We start from the raw sequence: 26125 nt of genomic DNA on the forward strand, positions 1-26125 counted from the left end.
CCGTTTTTGACGCCGGCAGATCCGGAGTAACTTCCGGATCTACATTCCATTTTTCTAATTTACATTCCGATTGCGGCGCCGCCGTCCACCCTCAAATACGTTCCGGTGATGTAATTGGACTGATCGCTTAGGAAAAATTTCACAGCGTTTGCGATCTCCTGTTGTGTTCCCGGTCTTCTTAACGGGATGAACATAGGATCGGTGAGTTTCTTTTGAACTTCTTCCGGAAGCGATGCGGTCATATCGGTTTGAACGTAACCCGGGCAAACCGCGTTTACCAAAACGTTTCTTCCCGCGAATTCTCTCGCGGCAACTTTGGTAAGAGCGATCACTCCCGCTTTGGAGGAGGAATAGTTGGCTTGACCCGGTTGTCCCGTAAGTCCCGAAACGGAGGAGATGTTTACGATTCTTCCCGACTCGGCTTTGAGAAGAAGTTTGGACGCATACTTGGTCATCAAAAAAACTCCTTTTAAGTTTACGTCGAGAACGAAGTCGAATTCCTGTTCCGACATTCTTATAAAAAGATTGTCCTTTAATACTCCCGCGTTGTTTACGAGAAAGTCGAGTTTCCCGAATTTTTCCTTTACACCCGCGATCACCGCGTCGCAGTCGTCGGGTTTTGTGACGTTACAAGGAATTCCCAGCGTTTTAACGCCGAACTCTTTGGCGATATCGGTCGCCGCCTGTTCGATCTGTTCTTTGTTTAAATCGACGACTACTATGTCGCCTCCTTCTTTGGCGATCGTATTTGCGATCGCTCTTCCGAGGCCGCGAGGAGATGCCGCTCCGGTAACGAGTGCCACTTTCCCTTCGAATTGTTTAGACATGATTTCCCTCGTATCGAGATTCTGATTGGCTTTCCATTTCCGGGATAGAAATGGAATTGCCAAGTAAAAACTTTCTTTCGAATTTCCTTTGCCTTTCTAAATCGAAACTTTATCTTTGTTAGAGGAACGTTCTTACGTTTCGTTTTTGGAGAATTCAATATGCAGTCCTCTTACAATCGTCCTTTGGAATCGATCGGTCCCATCGAAGCCGTTTATCTTCCCGGAAATCCCGAATCATACACGATCATTTTGTTTCACGGATACGGAGCGAACGCGTACGACCTCTCTCCGTTGAGCGCCTATCTTGATTTGCCGGAAGGAACGGGTTGGGTTTTTCCGAACGGGGTTTTGGAAATTCCGGTTATGCCGGGTTACAACGGAAGGGCTTGGTTTCCCATCGACATGGAGGTATTGCAAAAGGCGATGATGTCCGGAGGTTATCGCGACTTCGCCGATCGTTATCCTGCCGGTTTGGAAAGTGCAAGGGAACAAGCACAGGAGATGATACGAACTTTGGGCGTTCCGATGGAGAGAATCATTTTAGGCGGTTTCAGTCAAGGCGCTATGCTTGCGACGGACATAGCGCTTCATTCCGAAATTTCTCCGGCGGGTTTGCTGATCCTTTCCGGGACGTTGATCAGCGAAACGGATTGGAAACGACTCGCTGAAAAAAAGAAGGATTATAAGTTCTTTCAAAGTCACGGAAGAATGGATCCCGTTCTCGGTTATCCCGCCGCGAAAAAACTCGAACAATTGTTAATCGAAGCGGGATGGCTCGGAGAGATGATCGCGTTTCCGGGTGGACATGAAATTCCGGAAGTCGTACTTAGGGGTATGAACCTGTATCTCAGGAACATCACCGGATGACGAAATTAGTAGAAAAATACATCGCTCTCAAAAACAAATACCGAAACTACGACACCAAGGAAGCGTTGAAGAGGATGCAGGCCTTCCGCATAGCTTTGAAGGAATTAGAGGAAAAGGGTTTTCATACCGGAGTCGAGATTCTTGGATCGATCAACTTCGGTATCGTTGAGACTGCCTCCGACGTAGATTGTATCCTTCTGCATTTTTGCGATCTTCATAAAGAAGTGGAATGTCCGGAATATTGTCCCAACTTCCTCTACGAGACCGAAGAGATCAAAACCTCTCTTCGTAAACGCCTGAACGACGAAAATCTAAAGGTCGAATTTTTGGACTGTATCAATCTGCGTATGGTCGAAAAAGCCATGGAGAAAAAGGAAAATCTCAACGAGAGCGATCTGCTCAAACGTCTTATGTTTTATCGGACCATCGGGCGACCCGTCAATCGTCCGTTGTTCATTCCTTATTGCGAGAAGCTCGAGGAAAACGAGGAATTTATTCAGGATATTCTGGATTGGGGTTCCGAGGCTTTGGAGGATTATCTTAGAACTTCGCGTCACAGGTTTTCGTTTAACAAATACAACGAACGGATCGAAAGTTCCGGTCTTCAGCTTCCTCCCGGACTTAAGGAAGAGTTGAAAAGTTATCTGGACGAAGTTCCGGAAACCGGATAAAATACGTTCGATCGTGTTTTTATCGTCGAAGGTGAAAATCCCGTAGAGGAGGGGGAGGAGGTTCCGGGAGTGGAACACGTCCTTGGTGTGTTCGATGTACGATGTTCGATGTTCGGTCGGATCTCCGTTTCTTAAAAACATGTTCTTATAAAATGGATTTTTAAATTTAGAAATCGATGATATACTTTTTACGGAAACCGAGTTTTTCCGCTAACACGCGGAAACGATTCTGCGAGGAATGGATTCGATTCGAACGCGTAAGGACCTGAAACCTATGTCGAAAAAAACAACGATCCTGCTTTCTCTCGTCTTTTCCTTTTTTCTCTGGGCCAAATCGAACGGAGAGTTCACCTTAGACGGTAAATATAAATATCACAACGTAGGCATCCAGGATCAATTCGCGTATCTGGAAATCAACGGACAAATCGAAAATCTTTCGGGCAAGGATCACGCGGAAGCGTTCTTTACGATAAACTTCTACGACAAGGACGATATACTTCTCGAATCCTGTCGTTTCGCCGTTCAGGGACTTCCGGCGGGTCAGAAAAAGGATTTTTATGCGAGCGCAAAATACGTGGACCCGAAGCTGATCCGGCGTTTTACGATCGAATTCGAAAGCAATAACTAAATAAAAAAGGAATATAACAGTTTATGAATAGGAAAAAATTCTTCTTAGTTCTTCTTTTGTTCGGAACCTTGAATTGCGGCGCCACCGTACGACCGGGTGAAATAGGCCTTTTTTGGAAGCCTTTCGGAATCAGCGACGTGGGTCTGAGTAAGGATCCGGTGTTGAACGGTTTTTATTGGCTTTTACCTTGGAATGATATTTATACGTATTCTACACAATGGAATTCGTACAAGGAAAAAGTGGACGTTCTCACCAACGACGACCTTAAAATCGACGTTCAAGCGGTGATCATCATGCGGCCGGTCCGCGACGAAATCTTTCAGCTCCACGTGGAAGTCGGTCCAGAATATTATAAAAGTATAGTACAGCCCGAATTTCGCGCCTCGATTAGAAACGTTGTCTCTCATCATCAGATGATTCAGATTTCCAAAAATAGCGCCGTTTTGGCGAAGGACATCAAATCCGCCGTGATCGAACGGACCAAGGGAAAACACGTCGAGGTTTTCGACGTGATTTTGGACGACGTAGAATATTCTCCTAATATGTTGCACGCGATCGAAGCTAAGTTGACCAAACAACAGGAGTTGGAACAGCAGAAATACGAGCTCGAAATCGCCGAAAAAAACATCGAAATCGCCAAACGTAAGGCGAAAGCGGACGCGGAAGCTCAGTTGATCCGCGCGGAAGCTCAGGCCAAATCCCAGACGATCATCAACGAAAGACTTACGACGAAATATCTGCAGTATAAGGCGTTCGAAAGCCCGAACTCCAAGATGATCTTCGTTCCTCAGGATAAGAATAATCTTCCGATCGTGGTCAGTCCTAAGGATTAATACAACCTAACGCCCGTTCGTCGAAACTCCGCGCGGTTTTCCGCCGTTTTTACTGCGCGGCGACTAACGCATGAAAGTCAGGATCGTCCCGGAAATGATCGAAATCGCTGTCTTTAAAATCCGTTTTCGGTTTACCCAGGCTTAGGGCCAGTTTCGTATAACGGATCGTGTTTTCCTTGTTTTTTTCCAGCGAATTGAGACAAGCCAGGTTGAACGCAAGCCGTCCGTCCTGTATGTTAGACGGCAGAAGCGTTTCCACCAAGGGAAGAAATTTCCCTCCTTCGTATTTCGCGATAAAAACGATGATATCTCCCGCGAAGTATTCGGCGGTGTTGTAGGAGTTTCCGGTCACGTTTCCTTTTACGATCGAATTCCGGTTTACTCCCAATTTCGGAAACAATTCGTGATAACATTCCAAAACCCAACGGGCGAGTTCCGGTTTGTTCGATTGTAAAAAACGGTTCAGGGCCATGGAAGAGATCTGCATCGCCAAGTCGTCCAAGGAGAGTTTCGTTTTTTCGTCGGACGTCTTTTCCTTGTATTCCAATACGCGGTCGAATTCCCGCTTATAACGATCCTTGTTCTCGGTGAAATTCCTATCGAGTCTGTCGATCGATTGTTCCATCGTAGTTTTCCAAACCCAAGGATAATCCTCCAATACTTCTCCGGAAACGTCGTCGATCAGTTCCTGTTCCTTTTCCGTGTTTTCCCGTTTTTCTTTTTTTTCTTTTTCATTGGGAAAGAATTTTTTGAAGAAGGAATCCTCTTTTCCTCGAGAGGTGTGAAAGGCGATTTCCGCTTCCTCGTCGTGAAAGTGCGAATACGCGAAATAAACCCCTTCTTTGTCCCGAGGAACGAGTTTGAATTCCTCTCCGCTTAGAACGGAGATCGCGTTTTCAATCGAAAGATAGGCGAGGATATCGCGGACGATTTCGTAATTTTCCCCCAATATGTCCAGAACTTCGGAGCCGTCGATTTCGGAAGAATTAGATTTTCCTAATATATTCGCGTAAAACGGCGTGAAATCCAGGATGTATTCTATGAAGTTTGCCCCTTCCGAAATTGCGTCCTCGTAGTCGGTTCCCGAATGCCAGTCGAAACCTAAGAATAGGATCTCTCCCGCGTCGTCCCAATACGAATCGATCACGAGAACGTCTTCGTTGACAGTTCCTTCCCGAGCCAAAAAAAGGATCCAGTTGCGGATCGTCGCATGGACATATCCGGCCAACGAACGCCAGTTATACTCTAACAGACGTTTGGCGATTTCGGGTTCTTCCTCGGAAAGTTCAACCGCGCGACGAGCCACGTATTCCTGAAACGTCGCGTCGAAAACGGGCGTATCGTACGACTCGGAAGCCGAATCGGATTCGGGACGGATGTCGCGGATCCAACCGCAGATTTCCCGCAACAGAAATCCTCCCAATCCGTATTCGATTTCGGGAACCTCTAGATCGCAGGTTCCGTGTTCCACTCGCGTGATGGCTGCTTCTCCGTATTTGTTTTTGATAAAAGGATGATATACGAACCAGTTTTGACTTTCGTCGTAGGTGCCGAAAGATTGTACGTCTTGGAAATCCTTGCCTACGATTTCCAAGGGGCCGATCCACCAACTTTCCCCTTCTTCCAATATTTCCGCTTCCCAACCGTAGTCGTCTAAAACCTTGGCCGGTTTGTTCGAATCTTCGTCCGGAGTTCCGACGCCTTGGATCGAAAATGTCGGATAATCGTTGTCGTCGTGTACGATTTCCATTCCGTTAAAGATCGAGACGAAACGTCCCATGGATTGTGGAACGGACGAATGGATTTTTCCGAGGTACGGTGGATTCCAGACGAGATGAACGGGAGTTTCCTCGTCGTAAGACCAAGGTAAGGTGAGGACGAATCTGCCTTCTTCGTCGATTCTTGCGTCGGTGATCGATTCCAAGATTCTGTCCCAGAGAATTTTGCATTCTTCGGTTTCGGTCAAAAAACGGAACTGGTCGCGTAACGCTTGTTTGCGGTCCGGCGCATCGAGAATCCGTTTCCAGGTTTCCGGATAATTCGGATCTCCCGTGAGAGGTTTAAACGTAGGAACTGCTTCCGATGATTCGGTAAATCCGCGTGATAGGGCTTCGGAGACGAGATGGGCAAATCCTTGGAGACAGGACTGACGATTCGAAAACGTCTTTGCGGTTCGTCTGCCCACGGAACCGGTTTCTCCTTCGGAAATCAAAATGGAATATCCGGAAATTTCGATTTGGCGAAACCTTTCGGTCCCGTTGTCCGAAAGAAGAAAGTGTTTTTTCATGTTTGCCCCTTGGTTTTGGGATGATCTAAAGTGCACCGGAAGAGTATAAACGATACGCTCTTCAATGACTTATCAGGTTATATTCTGATGTCGATCGAATTATCACGGATCGCAAGGATTCAAAATTTTTGTACTCGGTAGGAAGAAGGGTTCAGATCGTTTTGGCGACCGCTTGCACTGGATCGGAAACGTGTCGAATGTCCATTCCCGTGTTTAGACGCACCAGTTCTTCCGCGATGTTAACCGCATAGTCTCCGGTTCTTTCCAAACAAAGGATCAATCGATATACGTCCGCGAATTGATTTTTGTCCAATCTCGGATCCATTACGAATTTGAGGAACGCGGATTGACAGAGGTTGTTGATTTCTTCCTCCACGGAATGAACGCTTCCGTAGAATCTGTTTTTTTCCTCGACCAAGGATTCGACCGCCATTCCCACGATCGTGATCACCCGCGAAAGCAGTTTGCTCAGAATTTCCTCTTCGCAAAAAAATCTCTGTGGAATCAGACCTCTGCGAAAACATTTGGCGCAGTTGACGATTTGGTCGCCCATTCGTTCCAGGTTTCTGGTGATCCGGATCGCGGAAAGTGCGAAGCGGAGTGGATCCCGTTTTAGAATCACTTCTCCGTCCACCTGATCCATTCCCATAGAATTACGGTTGGCGACCGCCTCGAGGATCGCGTTTTGGGAAAGGTTGTCGTTCTGTTTTTCCAGATTGTCGATCAGGTCGTCGCGGTCTATGAGCTTTCTTGCAAGTTCGGTGTCGTCTTTTTCCAAAGCGTCGTCCAAAAGAAGCACCTGTTCGAGACAAAGTTCGGCCATGCTGTACAGGTTTTTACGTAGAAAGTCGAATTTGGAGGACATGGGATTTCGTTTCCACCCGTATCTTTTTCTCAAGATTCCGAATCGAATCGATCGCGGAAAATGGACTGAACTTCAGGTACTCGAAATCGTTCGTAAAAAATTCGTTCGGTCAAGAAGATTTTCTTTTGAGCAAAACCTTGTCTCCGATTTCCTGAATTTTGGAAACGTGAATCTTTGTTCTTTCTTTGGATAAAGGATTGAACGAAGTTTTAACGAGCAGAGATTCGAGTTTTCCGTTTTTGGAAACGGTTTCCTCCACGGTTCCCAATTCGGAACCGTCGCTGTTCAATACTTTGAGCCCCTTGTATTTTTCGTGCGGAACCACGTCCAAAAGAATCGCGTCCACTCCTAAAGTGCGTACGTAGTCGATTCCTACGAATAGATCCGGCTTCATAAAACCCTGATCGATCGTAATTCCGACGATCCGTTTTTCGATCCGATCGATATGAAGTTTGACGACGACTCCGAGCACCTCTCCTTCCGGATCCAAGGCTTCTTTTCCGAGGATATCGTCCGATGTGATATCACTTTCGTTTGTCATAAACTTTTTTCAGAAGTACGTTTTTGAGCGAGGTTTCTATGTCTTCTGGATACAATTCCAATTTGGGGGAAACCGGGAATTTGCGGACCCAAAAGCGGACGAGTTTCGGAGAACCGGGTGCGGTTTGAATCGAAACGACGGTTCCTAACAAACGCGCGTTTTTATCGTAGACTCGTTTTCCGAGAAGATTGCTCGGAGGATCGATTTTCAGAAGTAGTCTTTCTTTGGAATCCGTTTTAAGATGTTCTTTGGAGAAATAAATTCTGCGGAAGCGTTTGAGAACGACGATACCCGAAAGAGCTCCGGATCGGAATCGAACGTCGATCAATCTTCCGGAATTCTCGCCGGTTTTGGAAAGTACGTTTCTGCCGAAAGAGGTCCAAAAACTTTTGGAATCCTGAAATTCCTTTTCATTGTCCGAAAATAAAATCATCTCGTTCCAAGATGAAAAGGAATTTGAAAGAATCCAATTCTTTTTAGGTCATATCGTTCCGGTCTTACGAAGAATTTGCCAGAGAAGACAAAGAAAACTTCCGTATTGAACGACGAAGCCGGTGAAGCGGACGTTCACCGCCATCTCGGATCCGGAAGAGATATGCGTGATACTTTGTAGGATTCTCGCGCCGAGTACGATTTCGCATACGAGTGCGAACGTCGAATCCAATATTCCCGCGAACGCTCCCGTGAGAACCAGCGCCGCGAACAAGGGCAGGTTTTCGAGACAGTTGGTGTGGGCTCGATTCAATCTCCAATAAAATTCGGTGCCGTGTTTGATTCCTGCGGGAAATTCGTTCGATTTGTTTTTTCCCATAAGAACCTTTAAGGAACGAATGCTTACGAGCCAAAGCCCGAGCACGAGCGTCCATACGATAAATCCCAAGAGTGCGAGGATCGCTGGATTCATACCAATTCTCCGTTTCGTTTTTCGGAGAATGGAATACGGGGACCTTTCAAAGGCAAGTAGGATTTTGTTCGAACGATCCAGTGCGCTTCGATTTCATTCCCCGTTTCGGTTTATTGTTTCCGGATCAGTTCGGAAATTTTTTCCTTCATGAGAACGGATTCGGCGGCTCCGTGAACGGTCCAGTGATAGTCTTCCGGATTTTTTGAGGAAACGTTTGCGAAGAGTATATAATTTCCGTTTTCCCAATCGATCGGCGAAGAGGCCTCGTATGAAAAATAAATCGGCGATTCGGAAAGTCCGATTCCGTAATACAGGATATGACTTTCCAGAGAATGTCGTAGTTCCGGCGGAAGGACTTGGATGATCGTTCCGGAAAATCCTCCTTTGAGAGTTTCGACGACCTCGTAACGATTCACCCTGAACTCGTAGTCGGGTATTTTTTTTCCGCGGGGGATTTCGATTTTTCGCTCCTTCAACAAGGCGGCGTCGATTTTGATTTTTCGAATCGTATAAGAGGGGTTAGTCGGTTTTACGACGAACACGTACGCGGATCGGTCCACGAGTTCTTCCAGTTCTATTTTGTGATAGTGGATCTGGCTCATACAGAGTACGGGGAACAACAATAGAAACGCCGCGATTCCCGGCGCTTTTTTTCGGTTCGAAAGGAACATGGGCGAAGTTACGACGTTTTCCTCTACGCGTTTTCCCTTTCGGTCAAAGTTTCGTAAAAAAGAGATCAATCTCCGTCGGAATTGGAGGGAAGCGCGTTGGCTCCCAATACGCCGATCACTTCCGTCGCGTAAATCACGCGGAGTTCCCGCAGACGATCGTAAATTTCCTCGTCTACGAAGGAGAGATTGCCCGCGATGTCCGCGCGTAACGTGGCCGCCGAATCGATTCTACTTTGAATTCTTGTTTTGAGCGTGGAAATTTTTTCCTTTATCCGAAGATCCAGGGATTCGTTTTGGAGCTGAACCAGATAACGCAAGGGTCTCGCCTCCGCGTCGCCGGCGTTTCCGAGATAAACCAACTCGATCCCTTCCACGGAGGCAAGAAGATCGCGATAAGAATTGTCGCTGTATTTGGATTCCACTTTGGCGGGGAGGGGCACCGGGCCGGCCAAGGTTAATCCTGCGGGAACTCCCACACGAACGTCCTGATCGGTGTAGATCAGTTGGACCGTTCCGTTGAGGAAGGAATCCACGGCGTCCCGGATTCCTGCGAAGTTGCCCGTTCCCGTGGACAAATTTCCGGCGAAGTTTCCGACCGACGGAGACCAAGCGCCTAACAGACGTTGTGCGTCCCGTTCGATCACTTCGGCCAGAGCGGCGATATAGTCCAGTGTTCTCGCGCTTCCAGCGTTTTCCGTGTTGACCGTCGCGATCGCCGAGGTTCCCGTTCCGGAATCGTAGAGAAAGTATTCCAAGGTTTCGAATCCTTTTCTGGGAATCGATAGGGTATCCACCGAGGATACGTTGATCGTTGCGGGCGTCGTTCCGGCCACGATCGTTTCCAGATCCGCGGCGTCGGGGCGGAAGGATTCTCCCAAGATATATCCGTCCAGTCTGTGGAAGTAGTTGGACGGGATGTAAGAACGGCTGATATAAAAGACTTCGCCTTGTTTGAAGATACGTCTCGCGGCGATCCATTTGTTCCGGAGATCGTTCAGATTCGTCTGGTTGGGCGTAGCCTTGTAAGCGGCGGCGCTCGTTTTGAGTTCTCCCGCAGCGCTCACCAACAGTTCGAACCGCGCGATCGCGACCTTGTTGGCGGTGTAACTCAAAAATTCTCCGGTACTCGCATTGGCGAACAAAGCCAGGATCAGAGTTTCCGCTCCGGATATTTTTCCCAGTTCCTCGCAGCGGACTCCGGGGAGGATCACCGCCGCGGTCAGCAGTAAGATCCTGATTTTTTTCGCGATCGGAACTCGTAAGTTTAGTATTTTAGAAAATTCTAAATTTCTCATAAGGACTCCAGAAAGAGGATCAACTTATCGCGGTCGGATTTGGGAAGGGCGACGAATTTGTTTTTCGCTTCCAGTGCTTCGCCTCCGTGCCATAGGATCGCCTCCTTGTGACCGCGTGCGCGTCCGTCGTGGAGGAGATGATTGTGCCCGTTCACTTTAGGGATCAGACCGGTTCCCCAGAGAGGTGCGGTTCTCCATTCGTTTCCGGTCGCTTCAAAGTCGGGTCGGTTATCCGACAGATCGGCGCCCATATCGTGCAACAAAAGATCGGTATAGGGTTTGATATGTTGGAAGGATACTTCGGGAAATCCTTCCAAGGCGCCGGTGAATACGTAGGGTTTGTGACAGGTATTACATCCGATTTCGGTAAAGATTTCTTTTCCGCGGATTACATCCGGGCTCGTCCAATTTCTTCTGCCCGGAGCTCCGACCAAGGTGGTATAAAAAGTCACGAGGTCCGCGGTGCGGGCGGAAATTTCGGTTCCTTCCGGGGTTCCGTTGTTTCCCGGGGTAGAGTTGAAACAATCCGTTTGAGTTCCTACGCAGTTCGGATTCGGGAAGAGAGGGCTCGTGATTCCGATATCTCCCAGAAATGCGCCTTGGTTTTGCTGATTCAAATTCGGCTCGTTGGCCTTCCATCCGAAACGTCCCAAGGTTTTCTTTTGCAGTTTTGCATCCCAAACGAAATTGGGTTTTCCCGAAATTCCGTCTCCGTCCGCGTCGTTTTCGTCGGCGAAGGAAAGAATGGTGGATTCCGGAATCGCCGCCAAAAGTCCCAGCCCCGGGATCATCGGGGAAGTGCGAGGGGACATGTGGAATCCGGAAGGATCGCCGGTCGGATCTCCGAAGTTCCAGCCGGTGATCGTGAACGTCGGTCTTCGGAGGGAATAGGCTTCTCCGTCCGGAAAAGCCCCCGGTTCTTCGGTGAAGTTGACCGTCGCGATCGCTTCTTCCGGTACAGCCGGGTAATTTGTAGGATCTGCGACGATTCCCGGGATTCCTTTGTCGTTGAGTTGAAGTCCGTAGTTGTCCAATCCGATCGGCCCGCCCGTGATCGGGTCCTTTCCGTCTTTACTCAAGCGGATGAGAATGGTGGTAAACGCGCTGCTTCCGCTTGCGGGAGGAGTTCCTCTTCCGTCCTTCACGTGGCAACCGTTGCAAGAATTGTTGTTAAAGACCGGACCCAGTCCGACGGAGGCGGAATTTCCCGGTTGAACCCAATCTCGATTGAAGAAGGAGTTCCCACCTTGGAATTCGATGTTTCCCCCGTCCCGCAGATTGGCCGCAACTAGGTCGAAGGCGTTCACCGTATCGTCGAACGTGGTGGTCCACCCTCCCGAATATTGTTCTCCGGGATCCTGATTTTGAAGATAGAGAAGGATGGCGGCGGTTTCCGCGGAACGGTCCCCTTTGGGAGAGGATCGGAACGGATCGACGTCGCCGCAGCCCGAAAACGAAACGAAAAGCGCGATACACATCAGCCCTTTTCGCAGGTAAGAATGGAATGAAACCTCAGAGCGGGGTGTTCCCCGCTTTTTTGTCGTATTTTTGTTTTTCATAAACGTTCATCATCTTTTTTTAATATTATTTTTTGTTTAAATCGAAAAATCGGTGATCGCGACCCCTACGGCCTTTGCGGCATCGGTGATCGTTTTTTTGATCGTATCTCCGATCAAAAACTGCGTGTCGAATAGGATCTGATACTCGGAGATCAGAACGGGGGTGCCCGCATTTTTGATAATCTGGTCGTATCTTTCCGTCAAAGATCCGGTAGGGCAGGTCGCGGTGTAGTTGGGATCGGCCGTTTGTTCCGGAAGATTAAGGCAGAATGCGTCCCTGGATCGTGTCAACTGGGCGGTCATCGGAGGAGCGGTTAGGGTTCCGTAGAGGCTGCTCAAACCGGGTCCGGTGGACAGAATCACTCCTTTTTGAAGTTCGTAGGATCCATTCCAGACGTTTAAGACTCCCTGCGCGTCGTAGTAAAAATCCGCTTTTGTCGTGTCGCTAAAACAGGAGTGTTCCTCTTCCTGGTCGCCTCCGAACGTTCCGGTGAGCCTTTCTCCGCCCCATTCTCCGGCGATGAATTTTCCGAGTCCCTGAAAGATCGCGGTGATGGCCGCATCGGGATTCGACTTTAAGGAAGTTGAATATACGGTTCCATCGGAGAATTGATCGCGGACGAGTTTGAGTTGTTTGACGAGTCCGCCGGTGATCGCCGCGAGATACGCTTGTTTGGCGAAAACGTCGGCCGAGGTCGCTACTCCGGAAATCGTTTCGTTTCCGCCGCCGGTGTCGGAACCCCAGAGAATGTATTCGATCGCGTGCCATCCCACGGTGATGGATTTTTCCGGATCACCTTCGTTTCCGCCCGTTCCGTTTGCCGCGAGAATGGCGGTATATGTGTTTGCACCGCCGTAGTTATCGATTGCGGTTTCGTCTAACGGCCAAGCGTTGATCAAACCTTCGCATTCCTCCGCCCCGGAGCCGTCGGCGTTGGAACCGCATCCGACGACCGCGGTATTATCGATCGGTCCGCCGGAAAAACGGAAAGCCTCGGTTAGGAGATATGACGCGCGAGCCTTTATGTAGAGGTTTTTGAGATTCGTGTGATTGGCCGCGGAATTCGTATAAGCGTTGACGGCGGTTTCTAAAGCGATCGCGTCTTGATAACTTTTGTCGTACGACTGATAGCCTAGGGCGAGGTAACGATCCACTACCTGCGCTTTGCTTGCGGAAGGGGCGCTACCGATTGCGGCGGCTATTACGAGGAAGGAATTGTCCTCCGATTCTTTCGGTTTGCAGTGGATCGTTAGAGAAAGCACCGAGATGGATAGGAGGGAAACACGAAGTATTTTTTTGAGATTCATGGGATTTTCCTGAGCGTTGTTGAAAAAAGGTCCCGGAGGTGGCCGAAGCCTTCCGCCGGGGAATTTTCGATGAACTGGTTGTTATGATATTGATACTTATTCTCAAAATCATAGATTTCGTCAATCGAAATTCTCCGAATTTGGGGAAATTTGCGGGAACTCCCCCGGAGCGTTGGCGTGGGATTAGGATTTGGTCCTTTCGTTGAGCGAGTGAGTTCCCACAAATCCGAAATTTCTGCGAAATCCCCGTCGATGTAGGATCTCCTAAAAACTACGGGAAATACGGAAAAATCCGAGGAGTTCCTACGTTTACAGTTCAAAGCTGACTCCCGCGTTGATCTGCCGAAACGGCCCCACTTGAATTCCTTCGGGAAGCCTTCCCGAAATGTAACGAACGTCCGTGAGATTTTTTCCGTTCACAAAAACGCTCCAACGTTTGACCGGATCCTTATAGCCGAAAGAGGCGTGGAAAAGACCGTACGCTGGAATCACGCCCGTTTCTCCAGAACTGTTCGAAGTAATATTCAAATACTGTAATATCTTTTTGCCGAGAGGATCGGTGATAGAATCGGCCCAATACGCGGTTCTAGTGTTTGTGTCGTCGTGATATTGTGCGGAAAAATACTGATACTCCGCTCTCGCGTAAAAACCTTTCGGGTGAATGAAGCCGACGGCGAAGGTTCCCGTATCCCTAGAAACATAAGGCACGTAGTTGCCGTTTTTGTCCTTTTGCGCGACGATAAAATCCAAAAGGGATTGGTTCGGAACCACGAGAGAAGTGTCGATGGAATATTGATTCATTCTTGCGTCTGCTCTCGTATAAATCAGATCAATAGGAACCTTAAACGAAGCGTCGAAAAGTTTTGCTGGATCGAAGGTGAAGTTCGTTTCGACACCTCGACTGTACGTTCTTCCTCCGTTTTTTGCGGAAGAGGCGGAATCGTTTCCGCTCGCGGAAGAAGTGATGATGATTTGATTGACGTAATTCAGGTCGAAGTAAGTCACCTGAGCATTTAAGTAATTCGTAATGTCTCCGCGAATCCCCGTTTCGTAGTTATAGGAATATTCAGGATCGATCCTATTGATCAGACCGGTATTATTCAACGCGTCCTGATAACGCGGCGGGGAGAATCCTTTGTGCGCTCCCGCAAACCAGGTCAAATCCTTACGTATGTCGTATGTGATTCCAAGACCCGGAATGACGACGTGATAGACGTTCCTGCTTCCTTTGTCCACTTCCTGAGGTGGAGAAGTCGGATCCGGCTGATTCGTCGTCGGATTGAGCGTTTGCTGGCGCAGTATGGTTCGACTCTGCGTGAACGTTTCGTAACGAACACCGGGAATGACCGAAAGTTTATCGAAAAATTTAAAACTATTCTGCGCGAAACCGGCGATGGATTTCGTATGATTGACCTCGTGATCCCTAAGTTCTCCCGATTTAGAAAGAGAATATTCGGAGGAAGCCGTTCCGGTCGGCGGATTGGCCAATCCGTTGCCGTAGACCGCATAATCGGGAGTAGGCGATCCGTCCAAATACTTAATATCGGCGGTTTCGTAGTGATAACGAAGGCCGGCGTCGAGTTGATTTTTGATTCCGAAAAACTGATAATCCAACTGATAACGGGATTCGATTCCCGCGAATCGGTAGGTTCTGTTGCGATGACCCACTCCGTCCAACATATAAACCGTATCACCGACACGATTTACGAACGGTTCCGTATCATACGTTTTGATCACGTTACCCGGAACCGCGTTGTAATACGCTCCGACGTTGCGGACGTAGTTTTGTCTGGCCCAATTCCGTTCCGTATAAGCCGCGTACGCCTTGGTGACGAGTTTCGAATGTTCCGTAATCTTCCATTCGTGACCGACGTCTCCCGCATAACGTTGTAGTTTACGTTCGTCTTGTTCCGCGAAGTTTGAGGAGGAGTTATTCCAAAGTTGAGCCGTCGTCAGACCGAGATAGGTTATGTTCGCGTCCTGGGTCGTGGCTAAAAATTTCGTGGTAAGCGTGTGTTTGTCGTCGAGGTCGGTGACGGATTTAAAGGAAGCCTCGTGAATTCGAAACGATTGATGATCGCGAAATCCGTCGCCTTGTTTCCGCAAAACGGTCACGTCGATTCCCGTATTTCCGAAAGTGCCTCCGTAGGAAAGCTGGGAAGAGAAAAATCCGTAGGAGCCGCCTTGGGTCGAAACGGAAAGGGTCGGGTCCTTGGGAGGACGTTTCGTGATGAAGTTGATCACACCTCCTATGGTCGAAGGTCCGAAAAGGATCGCGCCGGAGCCTTTTACGATTTCGATTCTTTCCATTCGATCGATATTCGGGGTATAGTATTGCTCGGGAGCGGAATAGGGATTGAGGGAAGTGAAACTTCCGTCTTCTAAAACGAGAACTTTGCGTCCTAGGTCGTTGTTCACGCCGCGGAATCCGATGTTGAGGATCAATCCCATGTCCTGATAACGGATCGAAGCCCCGGGAACTCTTCGTAGGACCTCCATCGAATCGACGGGTTTTGTCTGGTCCAAGTATTCTTTTTCGATTACGGTTGCCGAACCGGGAATCCGTTTGAGGTCGTTTTTCCTTTTTCCTATGACGGAAATGGTTCCTTTGGACCATTTTTCCTTTTCCGGATCTTCCGCAGAGGGAGGAACGGATTTTTCCCTTGTTTCGGATGAGGTTTCGTTTGTTTGTGCGGGAACTCCTCGGACAAACAACAGAAGAGGCAGAATCAAAACGCACAGAATTGTTTTTTTTGGCATAGAGGTTTGATTTTTGAAATGATATTGATTCTCAATATTTGAGAGCCGAGTGGGGAGTCAAGGGAGAATGAAGGGAAAAGAACGAATGACAGGAAAAATTTCTGGGAATTTGGAACTTAGGAGATGGAGATTGTTTGTTTTACCAAGGAATGCGGGAACTCACACAAACAGGAATGCGCCGAAGCAAGGAGCCGAGTAGGAACTCCCCGCTTCCCTTGTCTTCGGAGAAATTTCGAGTCCAAGGAATTTTCATTTTCGGGTGAGATCGATTTTTGAAATCGAGGAGTTCCTACTTCCCGTGTTCCCAATGAGGTATCCAAAACCGGACAAGGTCGTCGTAGCGTTACTCACCTATGTCGAAGAGAACTCCTAAAAAAATAACTCTGCATCGAATCATCTAAAGAGTTTCAATTTCGAAAACGCTTTTATCGAACTATAAAAATAGAACGAAACGACTCCCTTTTTAGGAAAACTTATCTTTGTCTTTGGTTACATGGTGGGACATACTTTTGGGCTCGACCGATTGATACGATTGGGATGTCGTTCCTTGCGTTTTATTTGTATTTGAATCCGACTTGTCGTTTGTTCCTCAGTCCGATAACTCCTTGCTCCGAAATAATGTTTCAAAAAAAAGCCCAAAATCAAGAATCGGTTTTGTTATCAAAAAAGATGAAAATCAAATATTCGATTTTGCTGATCCTTTTTTTCAGCCTCTCGGTAGCTCCTCTCTTATATGCAGGAATTCAGAAGTCCGTTCAGGAAGAATGTTTTCGCGACGAGACCGGCACCCTCTCTGCAAAAACGAAATCGGAAATCAATCGTCTTTGTCATAATCTTTTGTTGCGCACCGGTTTGCGAATGATCGTGACCGTGGTCGCGCATTTGGGGGATCTGAGCGAAAAGGAACGCGCCAATCAGCTCTTCGAAGAATACGCCCAAAAGGATCCTTCGTTTTTTACGAACGGAATCGTCGTGCTCGTTTCGTTTGGAGATCGTAAGATGAGGATCGAGTTGGGCAAAGCTCCCGCCGAAAAAATGTCCAATTCGGAAGCCAAAAACATCATCGACCAGGATTTTATCCCCCACTTTAGACAGGGAAAAACGGACTTAGGTCTTACGACCGGAGTGGCGTCGATCGCGGAATGGTTCCAAACACACTGATTTTTAAGTACATTTGAAAATTAAAATATTCTAAACTATCAGACTTATTCGAAACGGGCGGCCTATGTTCTACTTTCGCGAATTTCGATAATTTAAAAAATCCTGCCGGACAGGACGTATCGAACGAAAAATAAAATCACGAAACACTGAACCGCTTGTCCGGTGAGAAACAAAGGATAAAAAACTTTTTTCTTATAGCGGATGACTCCTAAGACGGCGCTCAGGATCGGTGCGGGCAAGGGGAGGGCGTTGAATGCAAAAACGGCCACCGTTCCGTATTGGTTCAAAAACCCTTTCATTCGATAGAATTTTTTAGGACCGATCAATTTGATACAAGCGCGCGCCGCGATTCTGCCCAAAAAATAATTGACGGTAAATGAAATCAAAAGCCCGGAAAGATGAAGGGCGATCAGTAGTCCTCCGTCCAGTTTGGAATACGTCGCGCGTATGTAGAGAAATTCAATCGGGAGGTAGAAGAAAAACAAACCGCCGAACAAGGTGGTGAAAAAAACACCGACTAAACTCGGTTTGGCGATCTCCCTGGAAACGTGTAAAACGAGTTTTTGAATTCCGTCGAAACCCGGAACGTCGAACTTCAGAATTCCGAAAGCCGTTAACGCCAAAAGAAGTAGTGCTACGGACGCAGATACTATGAAAATCAAACCGGAATAAAAATTCCTTTTTTGATGATATTGAAAAACCTCATCCTTTCGAAATCGCACCGTTTTCCCTCTTTCGAATCAGATAAGCGGGAATTCGGGACCAAACGGCGGAAAGAAGTAGTCCTCCGGTTTCTCTGGTCACTTCGTCGTCCATGGAAAAGTTTACGATCTGCATCGCTGCGAGTATCGTTCCTGCGGAAAACGCGGCCGATAAAACGAGCGAGGTCCTAAGAAGAAGTTTCGTTTTATCCGGAAATATTAGTAATCCTGAATATAATAAGACCACGCTCAAGTAGATCGGAATCCAGAGCCACGGATCCGGATCGTTGTATTGTAATCCGGCGAATAAAAGCCAAAGGAAAATCGTAATCCAGGAAAATACTTTCATGATTCGTGCACCCATTTGAGTTCGTATAGATCCTTTCTTCTGTTGGAGAGGTTTCTTACCGATCCCTTTTTTCTCAATTCCTTTAAAAGATCCAGATCCAAATCCGCGATCAACGTCATCTCCGTATTGGGAACCGACTCGGCAGCGACGCAGTCGTGCGGAAACGCGAAGTCGGATGGAGTAAACACGGCGGATTGGGCGTACTGAATGTCCATATTCTCCACGTGGGGAAGTGCGCCGACGGATCCGGAAATCACTACGTAACATTCGTTTTCGATCGCTCTCGCCATCGCACAATGTCTTACACGGTTATATCCGTTTTTCGTATCTGTATAAAACGGAACGAAGAGGATGTCCATTCCCTGTTCCGCGAGAATTCTCGGTAGTTCCGGAAATTCTACGTCGAAACAGATGAGAATCCCTATCTTACAAGCGTCCGTATCGAACACGGAAAGATTGTATCCGCCTTTTACTCCCCAGTAAAAATCCTCATCGGGCGTTACGTGGAGTTTGTATTGTTCCTCGTAGGTTCCGTCCCTTCTGCAAAGATACGACACGTTGTGAAGCGTGTTCTCCCGATATTCGGGCATACTTCCCGAAATGATGTTTACGTTGTATGAAACGGCAAGTTCCACCATCTTTTCGATTATACTTTCCGTGTGGCTCGACAAGGCTCGCATCGCGTCGGAGGGACTCCGGTCGTTGTATTTCGCCAACAATGACGCATTAAAAAATTCCGGAAATAATACGAAATCAACGTTGTAGCCGGCGACCGTGTCCACGAAAAATTCCACCTGATGCATGAGTTCCTCTATCCCGGCGACGGGACGCATCTGCATCTGAACTACTCCGACGCGAACCACGGTTTTTTTTCCTCCGATCAGAGTGGGTTCTTCCTTTTCGTAATATATGTTTAGCCATTCCAAAAGAACGGCGTACGAGCTGAAACCTTTCGTGTTCCCGAAATATCCGCGTTTGAGTTTTCGGACGTGGAATCCGTTCGCCAATTGAAAGGAAAGAACGGGATCATAGATTTCCTTGTCGCGTACTTTTTCGATGTATTGCGCGGGTGTCATCGTGTCTTCGTAGTTTTCGTATCCGGGCATCCAAGCTCCGACCACGATCCGTTTTAAATTCAGTTTTTCGCAGAGTTCCTTTCTTGCGTCGTAGAGTCTGCGTCCCAGCCGAAGCCCGCGGTATTCCGGATGAACGAATATATCGACTCCGTAAAGAGTGTCGCCGTCTTCGTCGTGATTTTTTAAATCCCCTTTACCGACGATTTCCTCGTAGGTATGATTGTCTCCGTAGTCGGACCATTTGATGATCTGACTGATCGCCGCTCCGACCACCTTGCCGTTGTCTTCGATGCAGATTTGTCCTTCCGGAAATTTTTTGATCTGGGATTCATACTGGTTTTTTTTCCACGCTCCGTCGAATTCGGGGAAGACGATATCCATGATCTCCTTTACGTCCTCGTAATCCTCCCATGTAAGTGCGCGGATTACGATCCTATGTTCGGATTGGATCTTCTTCTTTTTTTTACTCGGCTTTTTTCCGCCGGCCCCGTTGGAGGAAATCATCCGAACACTTTACCCGGATTCATGATATTCTTCGGATCCATGGATTTTTTGATTTCCTTCATCAGTAGAATTTCCGCCTCGCTTCTGGAAAAACCGAGGAAATCCTTTTTCAAAAGTCCGATTCCGTGTTCGGCGCTAATGGATCCATTATATTTTTGTAATAAACTAAACATATCCGGATCCACATTTTTGCATTTTTTGAAGAACTCCTCGTCGGAAAGTTCCTTCGGTTTAACGATGTTTAGGTGGAGATTTCCGTCGCCGACGTGGCCGAAAAGCGCTATTTCAAAACCGGGATATTTTCCGTTTAACAAGGATTCCATTTCCCTGAGAAAGGGTTCCATGTTTCTGAGTGGAAGGGAAATGTCGTTCTTATGAACCGTATATTCGATCGATATACTTTCGCTGATCCCTTCGCGGTATTTCCAGAACGTTTCGGCTTGTCTGGAATTCTGCGCGAGGCTTCCGTCTGAGATTAGGCCCTTTTCGGTGATCGATTCCATAAAGCCGAATAATTTTTCGTCGTCGGATTCGTTTCCGATTTCGAATTCCATCAAAACGTAATATGGACTCGGAGCGGAAAACGGATCGGGAACGGAGAGGTGAGACTTCACTTTTCCTAAACAGTATTCCGTGAAAAATTCGAACGCGAGAAGCGGCACTTTTACCTGATGGGTTTCCTTAAAAAGGGAAAGAATGGAGGGAAAGTCCGGAACGGAAACGAGAAGGACACGATTATCGACCGGCTTTACGGTGAGTTTTAAGGAGGCCTCCGTGATGACGCCTAACGTGCCTTCGGAGCCGATAAAAAGATGTTTTAGGTCGTATCCAGTATTGTTTTTCAGGAGTTCTCCGTTGAATTCCAGAATTTCGCCGGTTCCGGTCACGACGGTCAGACCCAACACCCATTGTCGGATCAGTCCGTAGCGAACGACACGTACTCCACCCGCGTTAGTCGCGATGTTTCCTCCGATATGCGAGGATCCCGTCGAGGCGAAATCCACGGGAAAATAAAACCCGCGCTCCTCCGCTTCCTTGTGTAGATTCTTTGTGATCATTCCCGCTTGGACCTTAATACTTCCGAAAAACGGATCGAAGTCCAGCACCTTATCCATCTTGGAAAGGGAAAGGACCAGCTCCTTGTTTTTGGCGACGGCGCCTCCCGCGTATCCGGTCCGGCCTCCGGAAGGAACAATCGCCAAATCGTTGTTATACGCATACTTTACGATTTTTGCGACTTCCTCGGTATTCGTCGGAAACGCGAGTATTTCGAAATCGGGTCGATACACTTTGGTTCGGTCCGTTCCGAAAGACAAAAACGCCGCCGGGTCGAAGTCGGGATCGTCCTTAAAGAATATTTTCCCCGGTCCGATCAGTGATTTGAGTTCTGCTTTGTTGATGGTGGTTGTCGTCATAATATTTGCGTTTTTATTCGGCGAAGTTCATCCTTTCTATCTGAGAGTCCACGGGTTTTTCGTCCTTTCCTATGACACGTTTGCGGTAGTGTCCGTCCGGATGAAGGAAACGCGCTTTTACGTTGTCACGTAGTTGGACGTCCAAGATCTTTTTGATCCTTTCCTTGTTTTTCGGTTCGATGATCGGAAAAAGTACTTCGATCCTTCTTTCGAAGTTTCTCGGCATACAATCCGCCGATGCGAGAAAGATGGATTCCGTACCGCCGGAGTGGAAGTAGTAGATCCTCGTATGTTCCAAAAATCTTCCCACGATGGAAAGAACGGTGATGTTCTCCGAAATCCCCTTTAATCCCGGTTTTAGACAACAGATTCCGCGTATGATCAGATCCACTTTTACGCCGGCTTGGCTGGCCTTATATAAGGAAAGTATAATATGCGGATCGACGAGCGAGTTCATCTTGAAACAGATCCTCGCCGGTTTTCCCGCCTTTGCGTTTTCGGTTTCCTTATCTATAAGAGTTAGGAAGGTGGATTTCAGGTTGTGCGGAGATGCGGACAATAAATTGAGCGTCGGCATTTTTGCGTAACTCGTGATCGTATTGAAGATCGTCGAAACGTCTTCGGTGATCTGTTTGTTGACCGTGAAAAAACTGAGATCGGTATAATATTTCGACGTCGTGGAATTGTAGTTGCCCGTTCCAAGATGTACGTAACGTACGAGGTGATCGTCCTCTTTGCGGACGACCAAAAGCATCTTACAATGGATCTTTAATCCGACGACTCCGTATACGACGTGTACTCCCCGCGCTTCGAGTTTCTGCGCCCACTTTATGTTCCTCTCCTCGTCGAAACGCGCCTTTAGTTCCACGAGTACGGTGACTTGTTTTCCGTTTTCGGCCGCTTGTCCGAGGTATTGTATGATCGGCGAATCCCCGCTCGTACGATAAAGCGTCATCTTGATTCCGAGAACCTTAGGATCTTCGGACGCGATTCTGAGAAGGTCCTCGATCGCGGAAAAGGATTGGTACGGATGGTGAAGGAGTCTATCCTTCTTTTTGATCGCTTCGAATATCTTTTCCGGAGTTTCGAATTTCAAAGTAACCTTCTGCTGAAAGAAAGGATATTTGAGTTTGGAAGTATGATCCAATCCGTAAAAGAACATCGCGTCGTTGATGTTCAGCAGGGAGGCGACGTCGAATACCTCGTGGTCCTGCAATTCCAAAAGCTCGCGTAACGTGTTTTTGATGAAGGGCGAAGTTCCCTGATGGATGTCCATTCTTACCGCGTCGCCCCAGATCCTGTTGCGGAGTTCGTCCTTCATCGTGATCAAAAGGTCCTTTACGGATTTTTCCTCGTCGATGGATATGTCCGCGTCGCGTATGATGCGGAACGGATAGATTTCCTTTACGGTCATTCCGTAAAATAGATCGTCTACGTGCAGTTTGATGATTTCTTCGAGCGGGAAAAATCTTCTTTCCTCTCCTTTCCCTTTGAGTTGTAAAAAACGGGGAAGGACCGAGGGAACCTGTACCACGGCGAAGAGATCCTTTTTGCCTCCGGTTTTTTCGTCGTCGGTGCTTAAGACCATCGCAAGGTTTAGACTTTTGTTGAGGATATGAGGAAAGGGATGCGCAGTATCGATTGCAAGCGGAGTCAGAATGGGAGAGACGTCCTCTTTGTAATACGTTTGGATCTGTTTGATTTCGTCGATCGTCAATTCTTCCGGATTGAGGATTACGTGTATTCCGGCCGCTTGCAATTCTTCTAATGTAGCCGCGAAACATTCGTATTGTTCGCGGACGAAGGCGCGTACCTTGTCGGACAAGTCGGAGAGGATTTCCGAGGCGCTGTCTCCGTTGAGGCTTCGTTCGTCGTTTCCTTCTTTGACGAGGTTACGGAGTCCCGCAACTCGCACCATATAGAATTCGTCCAGGTTGGTTTCGGTGATGCTTAAGAATTTCAGTCTTTCCAAAAGTGGATTTTCGGTATCGCAGGCTTCTTCCAATACGCGCCGGTTGAAGTCGATCCAGGAAAGTTCCCGGTCGAAAAATATATCCGGGTTGGTGAGTTGTATTTCCGGGCTGTTTCCAAGGGGGGATTCCGGTTGGGAAGGTGTGGAAAGAGTCTGCGTCTGTTCCTGTAGTTTCGATTTTGACACTTGGATATCCTACGTGTTTGAATTGCCCTTTGCGTCGGAAAAATTAGGGATTCTATTCCTGTTTACACCCGCTTAGTCGGGAGTCAATGATTCTAAGGGGAATTCGTTTTTGTGCGTTGGACCGTTTTGGTCGTTGGTCGGAATTCGGAGACGTTCGGAACGGGGATTGGTGAGGAGTTCCCGCATTTTCACGGCTTTTTGCAAAGAAAGGATGGTCCTTCTGTGGGAAGGAGGGAGAGAGGAGTTCCTACGTTCTTGGAGGCGGATCTTTTTTTAGTTCCGAGGGATCCGGGATCGTTCGGAAGCAAACGTAGGAACTCCCCGCAAAACTAGAAAGGCAAGATCCGCGTCGGGAAGAAGCCGGTCGGAAAAACGAGGTCGCTTCTCCGTTTTAGGAGATCCTACGATTTTCCGGATTTATAATTCCTTTCAACCTCCTTGGATTTGGGACGGATTCCCTTTACGAAGGTCGCACAACGGATAAATCGGATATTATTCCTACAAAAACCGAATTCTTCTTGCCGAAGCTCCCGTCTAAACCAATGAATACCAGCCTGAGGAATAAAAATTGGCAATCCCAAGTCGTTACGCTGTCGCAATTCATATTCTCACCTTTCTGGAAAATGGAAATGGGGGGGATACGACCTCGGATACGATCGCTGAATCCGTAGGAACCAACCCGGCGATTGTCCGCACCCTCATCGGTAAGATGAAAAAGGCCGGACTGGTACTGACTCGCCAAGGTGTTCCCGGAGCCTCCCTCGCCAAGCCGGCCACGGAGATCCGACTTTCCGATATTTATCGAGCCATCGAAGATTCCGATTGTCTTTTTACCGTTCACGATCATCCCAAACAGGATTGTTCCGTAGGAATGGGAATTCTCCCCACACTGGAATGTCTTTTCGCCCAAGCACAAGCCGCCCTGGAATCGAAGTTGGGAGAATTTTCTCTCGCCGATGTTTTAGAGCAGGTCCGGGGCGAATGTAGAAAAAAACTTTCTCTAACCACCTGAGTTTTCAAAGTTTCGCTCCCTAAGTTTGCGGCTTCTCCGTCGATTCGTAAGAAACAACCTCCTTTAAAATTTCAAGGAAGGTCGGAGGAACACACCTTCGTTCTTCGACGGAATCCGGAAGAAGAATCGAAGAACTCCTCAGCTCGCCGGTTTTTGCAGTCCGGGATCGGGTAACGAAAAAATGGACCGATGAATTTTCGGACCTCATCGTGACACCGCAGGGAGTTCCCGCAGAATTCTATTACGTCCGGGATACGATGTTCCCCGGAAAATTCTTACCTTCTCAGGTTGACACATTCGTACATTCGTATATTTTAATGTTTTGATGCATCCATCGCCGAACCGGCCCGAAAAGGGGTTGTGGATCGACAAGAAGTGTGCTGGGGGAGGAAATCCTGAACCGAGAACCGTAAATAGAAACACAATCCAACCGATCGCGAGGTTGCGATGTCGGTAAACTTGCGACCTTCGCGACTCTCCGGGACCTTACGACAAATACGAACGGATTCGGTTCACACAGACGTTTTTCGTTTTTTAACGTTCTACGAACCAGGTTTTGAGAATTTCCACGTCGTGGATCACTTGAATTCGAAACCTTCCGGTTTGTTCCGGAAATATCCTCCAATCGAAGTAGGAAAACGAGGACCTCCATTCGGGTTGGAGAGTCCAGTCGATTCGTTTGCAGACGGACTCCGGATTACACACTTCTAATTTGAGCTCGTGTTTGCCCGGTTTACGGATTTCAAACGCCAAGAACGGATTTTTTTTGGAATCGAATTCGGAATCGCAGTTGTTTAATTTTTTGTTCTTCAATTCCGAACAGATCCTAAAATCCTCCTCGAAAAATATCTTTCCCGCGGGAGAAGAAGAGGACGGATTCCAATAAACGGTTCCTTCCTTGAGTTCGTTTAACATTCCTTCGTCGGTTTGAAAGACGGTGGGAAAGGATTCCATCGTCCGAAAGTTTTCGGCGGGTTTGAGGACGTGGAAGTGAAGGTGTGGGGCGCTGCTGTATCCGGTGTTCCCCGATAGACCGATCCTGTCGCCGGCCTTCACGGTTTGTCCGTATTGGACCGACACTCCTTTGTGTTTTAAGTGAGCGTATTCCGCTATACTTCCGTCCTTGTGAAGTATTTGGACGAAGTTGGCTTTGTCCTTAAACGACGGATTCAATCCTCCGGTTTGGAATTTATCCTGAGCCGCGATCACAAGTCCGTCCCTCGCCGCGAGCACGGGGGTTCCTTCTGGCATCTTAAAATCCACCGCGTACGGTACGATTCCCAGATGCGTGAATTTGCCGTTGTATCCCTGACTTACCCGGGCTGCGGTTTCGTAGGGAAGCCGATAGACGACGTCTTTTGCGTCCGATGCGTCGCTATCCCCGGGAAGCAAATAATAGTTGTACGCGTAGGAAAGTTGTTTCGTCGAGTCGATCGGAGAAAGACTCAAGATCGGATACGGTTCCGTGTTTCCTTTGGCGATCAGTTTGAGCGGCACGGTTCGATCGGATTTCAAGTTATCCAATGAACTGAATTCCAAACGTAGGCTGAAGGGGTATTCTCCGTTTGGAGTTCGATTGTGTACGAAAAATTCGATCTTATCTCCGTTGTTTCGGGTGAGAACACAGACCCATTCTTTCGGTTTACAGTCTCCCGTAAACTCGCTCGGATCCGCGGGAAGTCCGGTTACGAAGAGGAAAAGTAGGACAAGGATCGGTTTCCGCATTCTAATAC

At 47.9% G+C, this 26125-nt stretch carries 23 protein-coding genes; 6 read left to right on the forward strand and 17 right to left on the reverse strand.

The features are described 5' to 3' along the window. Window positions 1-59: 59 nt before the first annotated feature. On the reverse strand, window positions 60-827 hold the full coding sequence (locus EHQ17_RS03660) for a glucose 1-dehydrogenase (protein WP_135594780.1): 768 nt from the start codon (window positions 825-827) through the stop codon (window positions 60-62). Between the two features lie 159 nt (window positions 828-986). Here EHQ17_RS03660 and EHQ17_RS03665 point away from each other — a divergent pair, with 159 nt between their 5' ends. From EHQ17_RS03665 to EHQ17_RS03680, 4 genes are all read left to right on the forward strand, one after another. Further along, window positions 987-1694, forward strand: coding sequence for an alpha/beta hydrolase (locus EHQ17_RS03665; RefSeq protein ID WP_135594782.1), 708 nt, complete (start codon window positions 987-989; stop codon window positions 1692-1694). Then, complete coding sequence (locus tag EHQ17_RS03670; RefSeq protein ID WP_135594784.1) at window positions 1691-2365, forward strand: hypothetical protein; 675 nt, start codon at window positions 1691-1693, stop codon at window positions 2363-2365. The genes EHQ17_RS03665 and EHQ17_RS03670 overlap by 4 nt, the downstream gene beginning before the upstream one ends. Window positions 2366-2639: 274 nt before the next feature. Then, window positions 2640-2993 (forward strand): FxLYD domain-containing protein, encoded by a 354-nt coding sequence (locus tag EHQ17_RS03675; RefSeq protein WP_135594785.1) that lies wholly within the window; start codon window positions 2640-2642, stop codon window positions 2991-2993. Window positions 2994-3016: 23 nt separating this feature from the next. Continuing rightward, window positions 3017-3826 carry a prohibitin family protein gene (locus EHQ17_RS03680; protein WP_135594787.1) on the forward strand — a complete coding sequence of 270 codons (810 nt, stop codon included), beginning with the start codon at window positions 3017-3019 and terminating at the stop codon, window positions 3824-3826. Window positions 3827-3875: 49 nt separating this feature from the next. Here EHQ17_RS03680 and EHQ17_RS03685 read toward each other — a convergent pair whose 3' ends face one another. The 10 genes from EHQ17_RS03685 to EHQ17_RS03735 form a co-directional block, all read right to left on the reverse strand. Further along, on the reverse strand, window positions 3876-6113 hold the full coding sequence (locus EHQ17_RS03685; protein ID WP_135594789.1) for a TPR end-of-group domain-containing protein: 2238 nt from the start codon (window positions 6111-6113) through the stop codon (window positions 3876-3878). Between the two features lie 151 nt (window positions 6114-6264). Then, a complete protein-coding gene (locus EHQ17_RS03690; protein ID WP_135594792.1) occupies window positions 6265-6978 on the reverse strand; it encodes a phosphate signaling complex PhoU family protein in 714 nt (237 codons plus the stop codon). 109 nt (window positions 6979-7087) lie between these two features. Next, complete coding sequence (locus EHQ17_RS03695; protein ID WP_135594794.1) at window positions 7088-7519, reverse strand: PRC-barrel domain-containing protein; 432 nt, start codon at window positions 7517-7519, stop codon at window positions 7088-7090. Next, on the reverse strand, window positions 7503-7952 hold the full coding sequence (locus EHQ17_RS03700; protein ID WP_135594796.1) for a hypothetical protein: 450 nt from the start codon (window positions 7950-7952) through the stop codon (window positions 7503-7505). Before EHQ17_RS03700 ends, EHQ17_RS03695 begins: the two co-directional genes overlap by 17 nt. Before the next feature lie 48 nt (window positions 7953-8000). Then, complete coding sequence (locus EHQ17_RS03705; protein WP_135594798.1) at window positions 8001-8423, reverse strand: MAPEG family protein; 423 nt, start codon at window positions 8421-8423, stop codon at window positions 8001-8003. 110 nt (window positions 8424-8533) lie between these two features. Further along, the gene (locus tag EHQ17_RS03710; protein WP_135594800.1) at window positions 8534-9163 is read right to left on the reverse strand and encodes a hypothetical protein; all 630 of its coding nucleotides are present in this window, start codon (window positions 9161-9163) and stop codon (window positions 8534-8536) included. After that, a complete protein-coding gene (locus EHQ17_RS03715; RefSeq protein ID WP_135594802.1) occupies window positions 9160-10389 on the reverse strand; it encodes an imelysin family protein in 1230 nt (409 codons plus the stop codon). The genes EHQ17_RS03710 and EHQ17_RS03715 overlap by 4 nt, the downstream gene beginning before the upstream one ends. After that, window positions 10386-11867: a di-heme oxidoreductase family protein gene (locus tag EHQ17_RS03720; protein ID WP_425460673.1), complete on the reverse strand. Its 1482-nt coding sequence runs from the start codon at window positions 11865-11867 to the stop codon at window positions 10386-10388. The genes EHQ17_RS03715 and EHQ17_RS03720 overlap by 4 nt, the downstream gene beginning before the upstream one ends. Before the next feature lie 117 nt (window positions 11868-11984). Next, window positions 11985-13256: an imelysin family protein gene (locus tag EHQ17_RS03725; protein ID WP_135594806.1), complete on the reverse strand. Its 1272-nt coding sequence runs from the start codon at window positions 13254-13256 to the stop codon at window positions 11985-11987. 309 nt (window positions 13257-13565) lie between these two features. Further along, window positions 13566-16016, reverse strand: a complete 2451-nt coding sequence (locus EHQ17_RS03735; protein WP_135594810.1) for a TonB-dependent receptor family protein — start codon at window positions 16014-16016, stop codon at window positions 13566-13568. 669 nt (window positions 16017-16685) lie between these two features. Here EHQ17_RS03735 and EHQ17_RS03740 point away from each other — a divergent pair. Next, window positions 16686-17177, forward strand: a complete 492-nt coding sequence (locus tag EHQ17_RS03740; RefSeq protein WP_135594812.1) for a TPM domain-containing protein — start codon at window positions 16686-16688, stop codon at window positions 17175-17177. 92 nt (window positions 17178-17269) lie between these two features. Here the strand turns inward: EHQ17_RS03740 and EHQ17_RS03745 are convergent, their stop codons facing one another. Genes EHQ17_RS03745 through ppk1 form a run of 5 tightly spaced genes read right to left on the reverse strand, consistent with a single transcriptional unit; the run spans window position 17270 to window position 23380 of the window. Then, complete coding sequence (locus EHQ17_RS03745) at window positions 17270-17839, reverse strand: VTT domain-containing protein (RefSeq protein ID WP_135594814.1); 570 nt, start codon at window positions 17837-17839, stop codon at window positions 17270-17272. A 40-nt stretch (window positions 17840-17879) separates the two neighbouring features. After that, window positions 17880-18242 carry a transmembrane 220 family protein gene (locus tag EHQ17_RS03750; protein ID WP_135594816.1) on the reverse strand — a complete coding sequence of 121 codons (363 nt, stop codon included), beginning with the start codon at window positions 18240-18242 and terminating at the stop codon, window positions 17880-17882. Beyond that, complete coding sequence (locus EHQ17_RS03755) at window positions 18224-19807, reverse strand: bifunctional GNAT family N-acetyltransferase/carbon-nitrogen hydrolase family protein (RefSeq protein ID WP_135594818.1); 1584 nt, start codon at window positions 19805-19807, stop codon at window positions 18224-18226. The genes EHQ17_RS03750 and EHQ17_RS03755 overlap by 19 nt, the downstream gene beginning before the upstream one ends. Further along, window positions 19804-21222 (reverse strand): FAD-binding oxidoreductase, encoded by a 1419-nt coding sequence (locus EHQ17_RS03760; RefSeq protein WP_135594820.1) that lies wholly within the window; start codon window positions 21220-21222, stop codon window positions 19804-19806. The genes EHQ17_RS03755 and EHQ17_RS03760 overlap by 4 nt, the downstream gene beginning before the upstream one ends. Before the next feature lie 13 nt (window positions 21223-21235). Beyond that, window positions 21236-23380: a polyphosphate kinase 1 gene (gene ppk1, locus EHQ17_RS03765; RefSeq protein ID WP_135594822.1), complete on the reverse strand. Its 2145-nt coding sequence runs from the start codon at window positions 23378-23380 to the stop codon at window positions 21236-21238. Between the two features lie 568 nt (window positions 23381-23948). Here ppk1 and EHQ17_RS03770 point away from each other — a divergent pair. After that, on the forward strand, window positions 23949-24392 hold the full coding sequence (locus tag EHQ17_RS03770; RefSeq protein ID WP_135594824.1) for an Rrf2 family transcriptional regulator: 444 nt from the start codon (window positions 23949-23951) through the stop codon (window positions 24390-24392). Between the two features lie 534 nt (window positions 24393-24926). Here EHQ17_RS03770 and EHQ17_RS03775 read toward each other — a convergent pair. Beyond that, on the reverse strand, window positions 24927-26117 hold the full coding sequence (locus EHQ17_RS03775) for a M23 family metallopeptidase (RefSeq protein WP_135594826.1): 1191 nt from the start codon (window positions 26115-26117) through the stop codon (window positions 24927-24929). Between the last annotated feature and the right edge of the window lie 8 nt (window positions 26118-26125).

This window comes from Leptospira gomenensis (assembly GCF_004770155.1).
GTDB classification, from domain to species: Bacteria; Spirochaetota; Leptospiria; order Leptospirales; family Leptospiraceae; genus Leptospira; species Leptospira gomenensis.

Bases quoted from the DNA above. Each gene is read 5' to 3' on its own strand.
- EHQ17_RS03660 (WP_135594780.1), bottom strand. From the start codon at position 827: ATGTCTAAACAATTCGAAGGGAAAGTGGCACTCGTTACCGGAGCGGCA.
- EHQ17_RS03665 (WP_135594782.1), top strand. From the start codon at position 987: ATGCAGTCCTCTTACAATCGTCCTTTGGAATCGATCGGTCCCATCGAA.
- EHQ17_RS03670 (WP_135594784.1), top strand. From the start codon at position 1,691: ATGACGAAATTAGTAGAAAAATACATCGCTCTCAAAAACAAATACCGA.
- EHQ17_RS03675 (WP_135594785.1), top strand. From the start codon at position 2,640: ATGTCGAAAAAAACAACGATCCTGCTTTCTCTCGTCTTTTCCTTTTTT.
- EHQ17_RS03680 (WP_135594787.1), top strand. From the start codon at position 3,017: ATGAATAGGAAAAAATTCTTCTTAGTTCTTCTTTTGTTCGGAACCTTG.
- EHQ17_RS03685 (WP_135594789.1), bottom strand. From the start codon at position 6,113: ATGAAAAAACACTTTCTTCTTTCGGACAACGGGACCGAAAGGTTTCGC.
- EHQ17_RS03690 (WP_135594792.1), bottom strand. From the start codon at position 6,978: ATGTCCTCCAAATTCGACTTTCTACGTAAAAACCTGTACAGCATGGCC.
- EHQ17_RS03695 (WP_135594794.1), bottom strand. From the start codon at position 7,519: ATGACAAACGAAAGTGATATCACATCGGACGATATCCTCGGAAAAGAA.
- EHQ17_RS03700 (WP_135594796.1), bottom strand. From the start codon at position 7,952: ATGATTTTATTTTCGGACAATGAAAAGGAATTTCAGGATTCCAAAAGT.
- EHQ17_RS03705 (WP_135594798.1), bottom strand. From the start codon at position 8,423: ATGAATCCAGCGATCCTCGCACTCTTGGGATTTATCGTATGGACGCTC.
- EHQ17_RS03715 (WP_135594802.1), bottom strand. From the start codon at position 10,389: ATGAGAAATTTAGAATTTTCTAAAATACTAAACTTACGAGTTCCGATC.
- EHQ17_RS03720 (WP_425460673.1), bottom strand. From the start codon at position 11,867: ATGTGTATCGCGCTTTTCGTTTCGTTTTCGGGCTGCGGCGACGTCGAT.
- EHQ17_RS03725 (WP_135594806.1), bottom strand. From the start codon at position 13,256: ATGAATCTCAAAAAAATACTTCGTGTTTCCCTCCTATCCATCTCGGTG.
- EHQ17_RS03735 (WP_135594810.1), bottom strand. From the start codon at position 16,016: ATGCCAAAAAAAACAATTCTGTGCGTTTTGATTCTGCCTCTTCTGTTG.
- EHQ17_RS03740 (WP_135594812.1), top strand. From the start codon at position 16,686: ATGAAAATCAAATATTCGATTTTGCTGATCCTTTTTTTCAGCCTCTCG.
- EHQ17_RS03750 (WP_135594816.1), bottom strand. From the start codon at position 18,242: ATGGGTGCACGAATCATGAAAGTATTTTCCTGGATTACGATTTTCCTT.
- EHQ17_RS03755 (WP_135594818.1), bottom strand. From the start codon at position 19,807: ATGATTTCCTCCAACGGGGCCGGCGGAAAAAAGCCGAGTAAAAAAAAG.
- EHQ17_RS03760 (WP_135594820.1), bottom strand. From the start codon at position 21,222: ATGACGACAACCACCATCAACAAAGCAGAACTCAAATCACTGATCGGA.
- EHQ17_RS03775 (WP_135594826.1), bottom strand. From the start codon at position 26,117: ATGCGGAAACCGATCCTTGTCCTACTTTTCCTCTTCGTAACCGGACTT.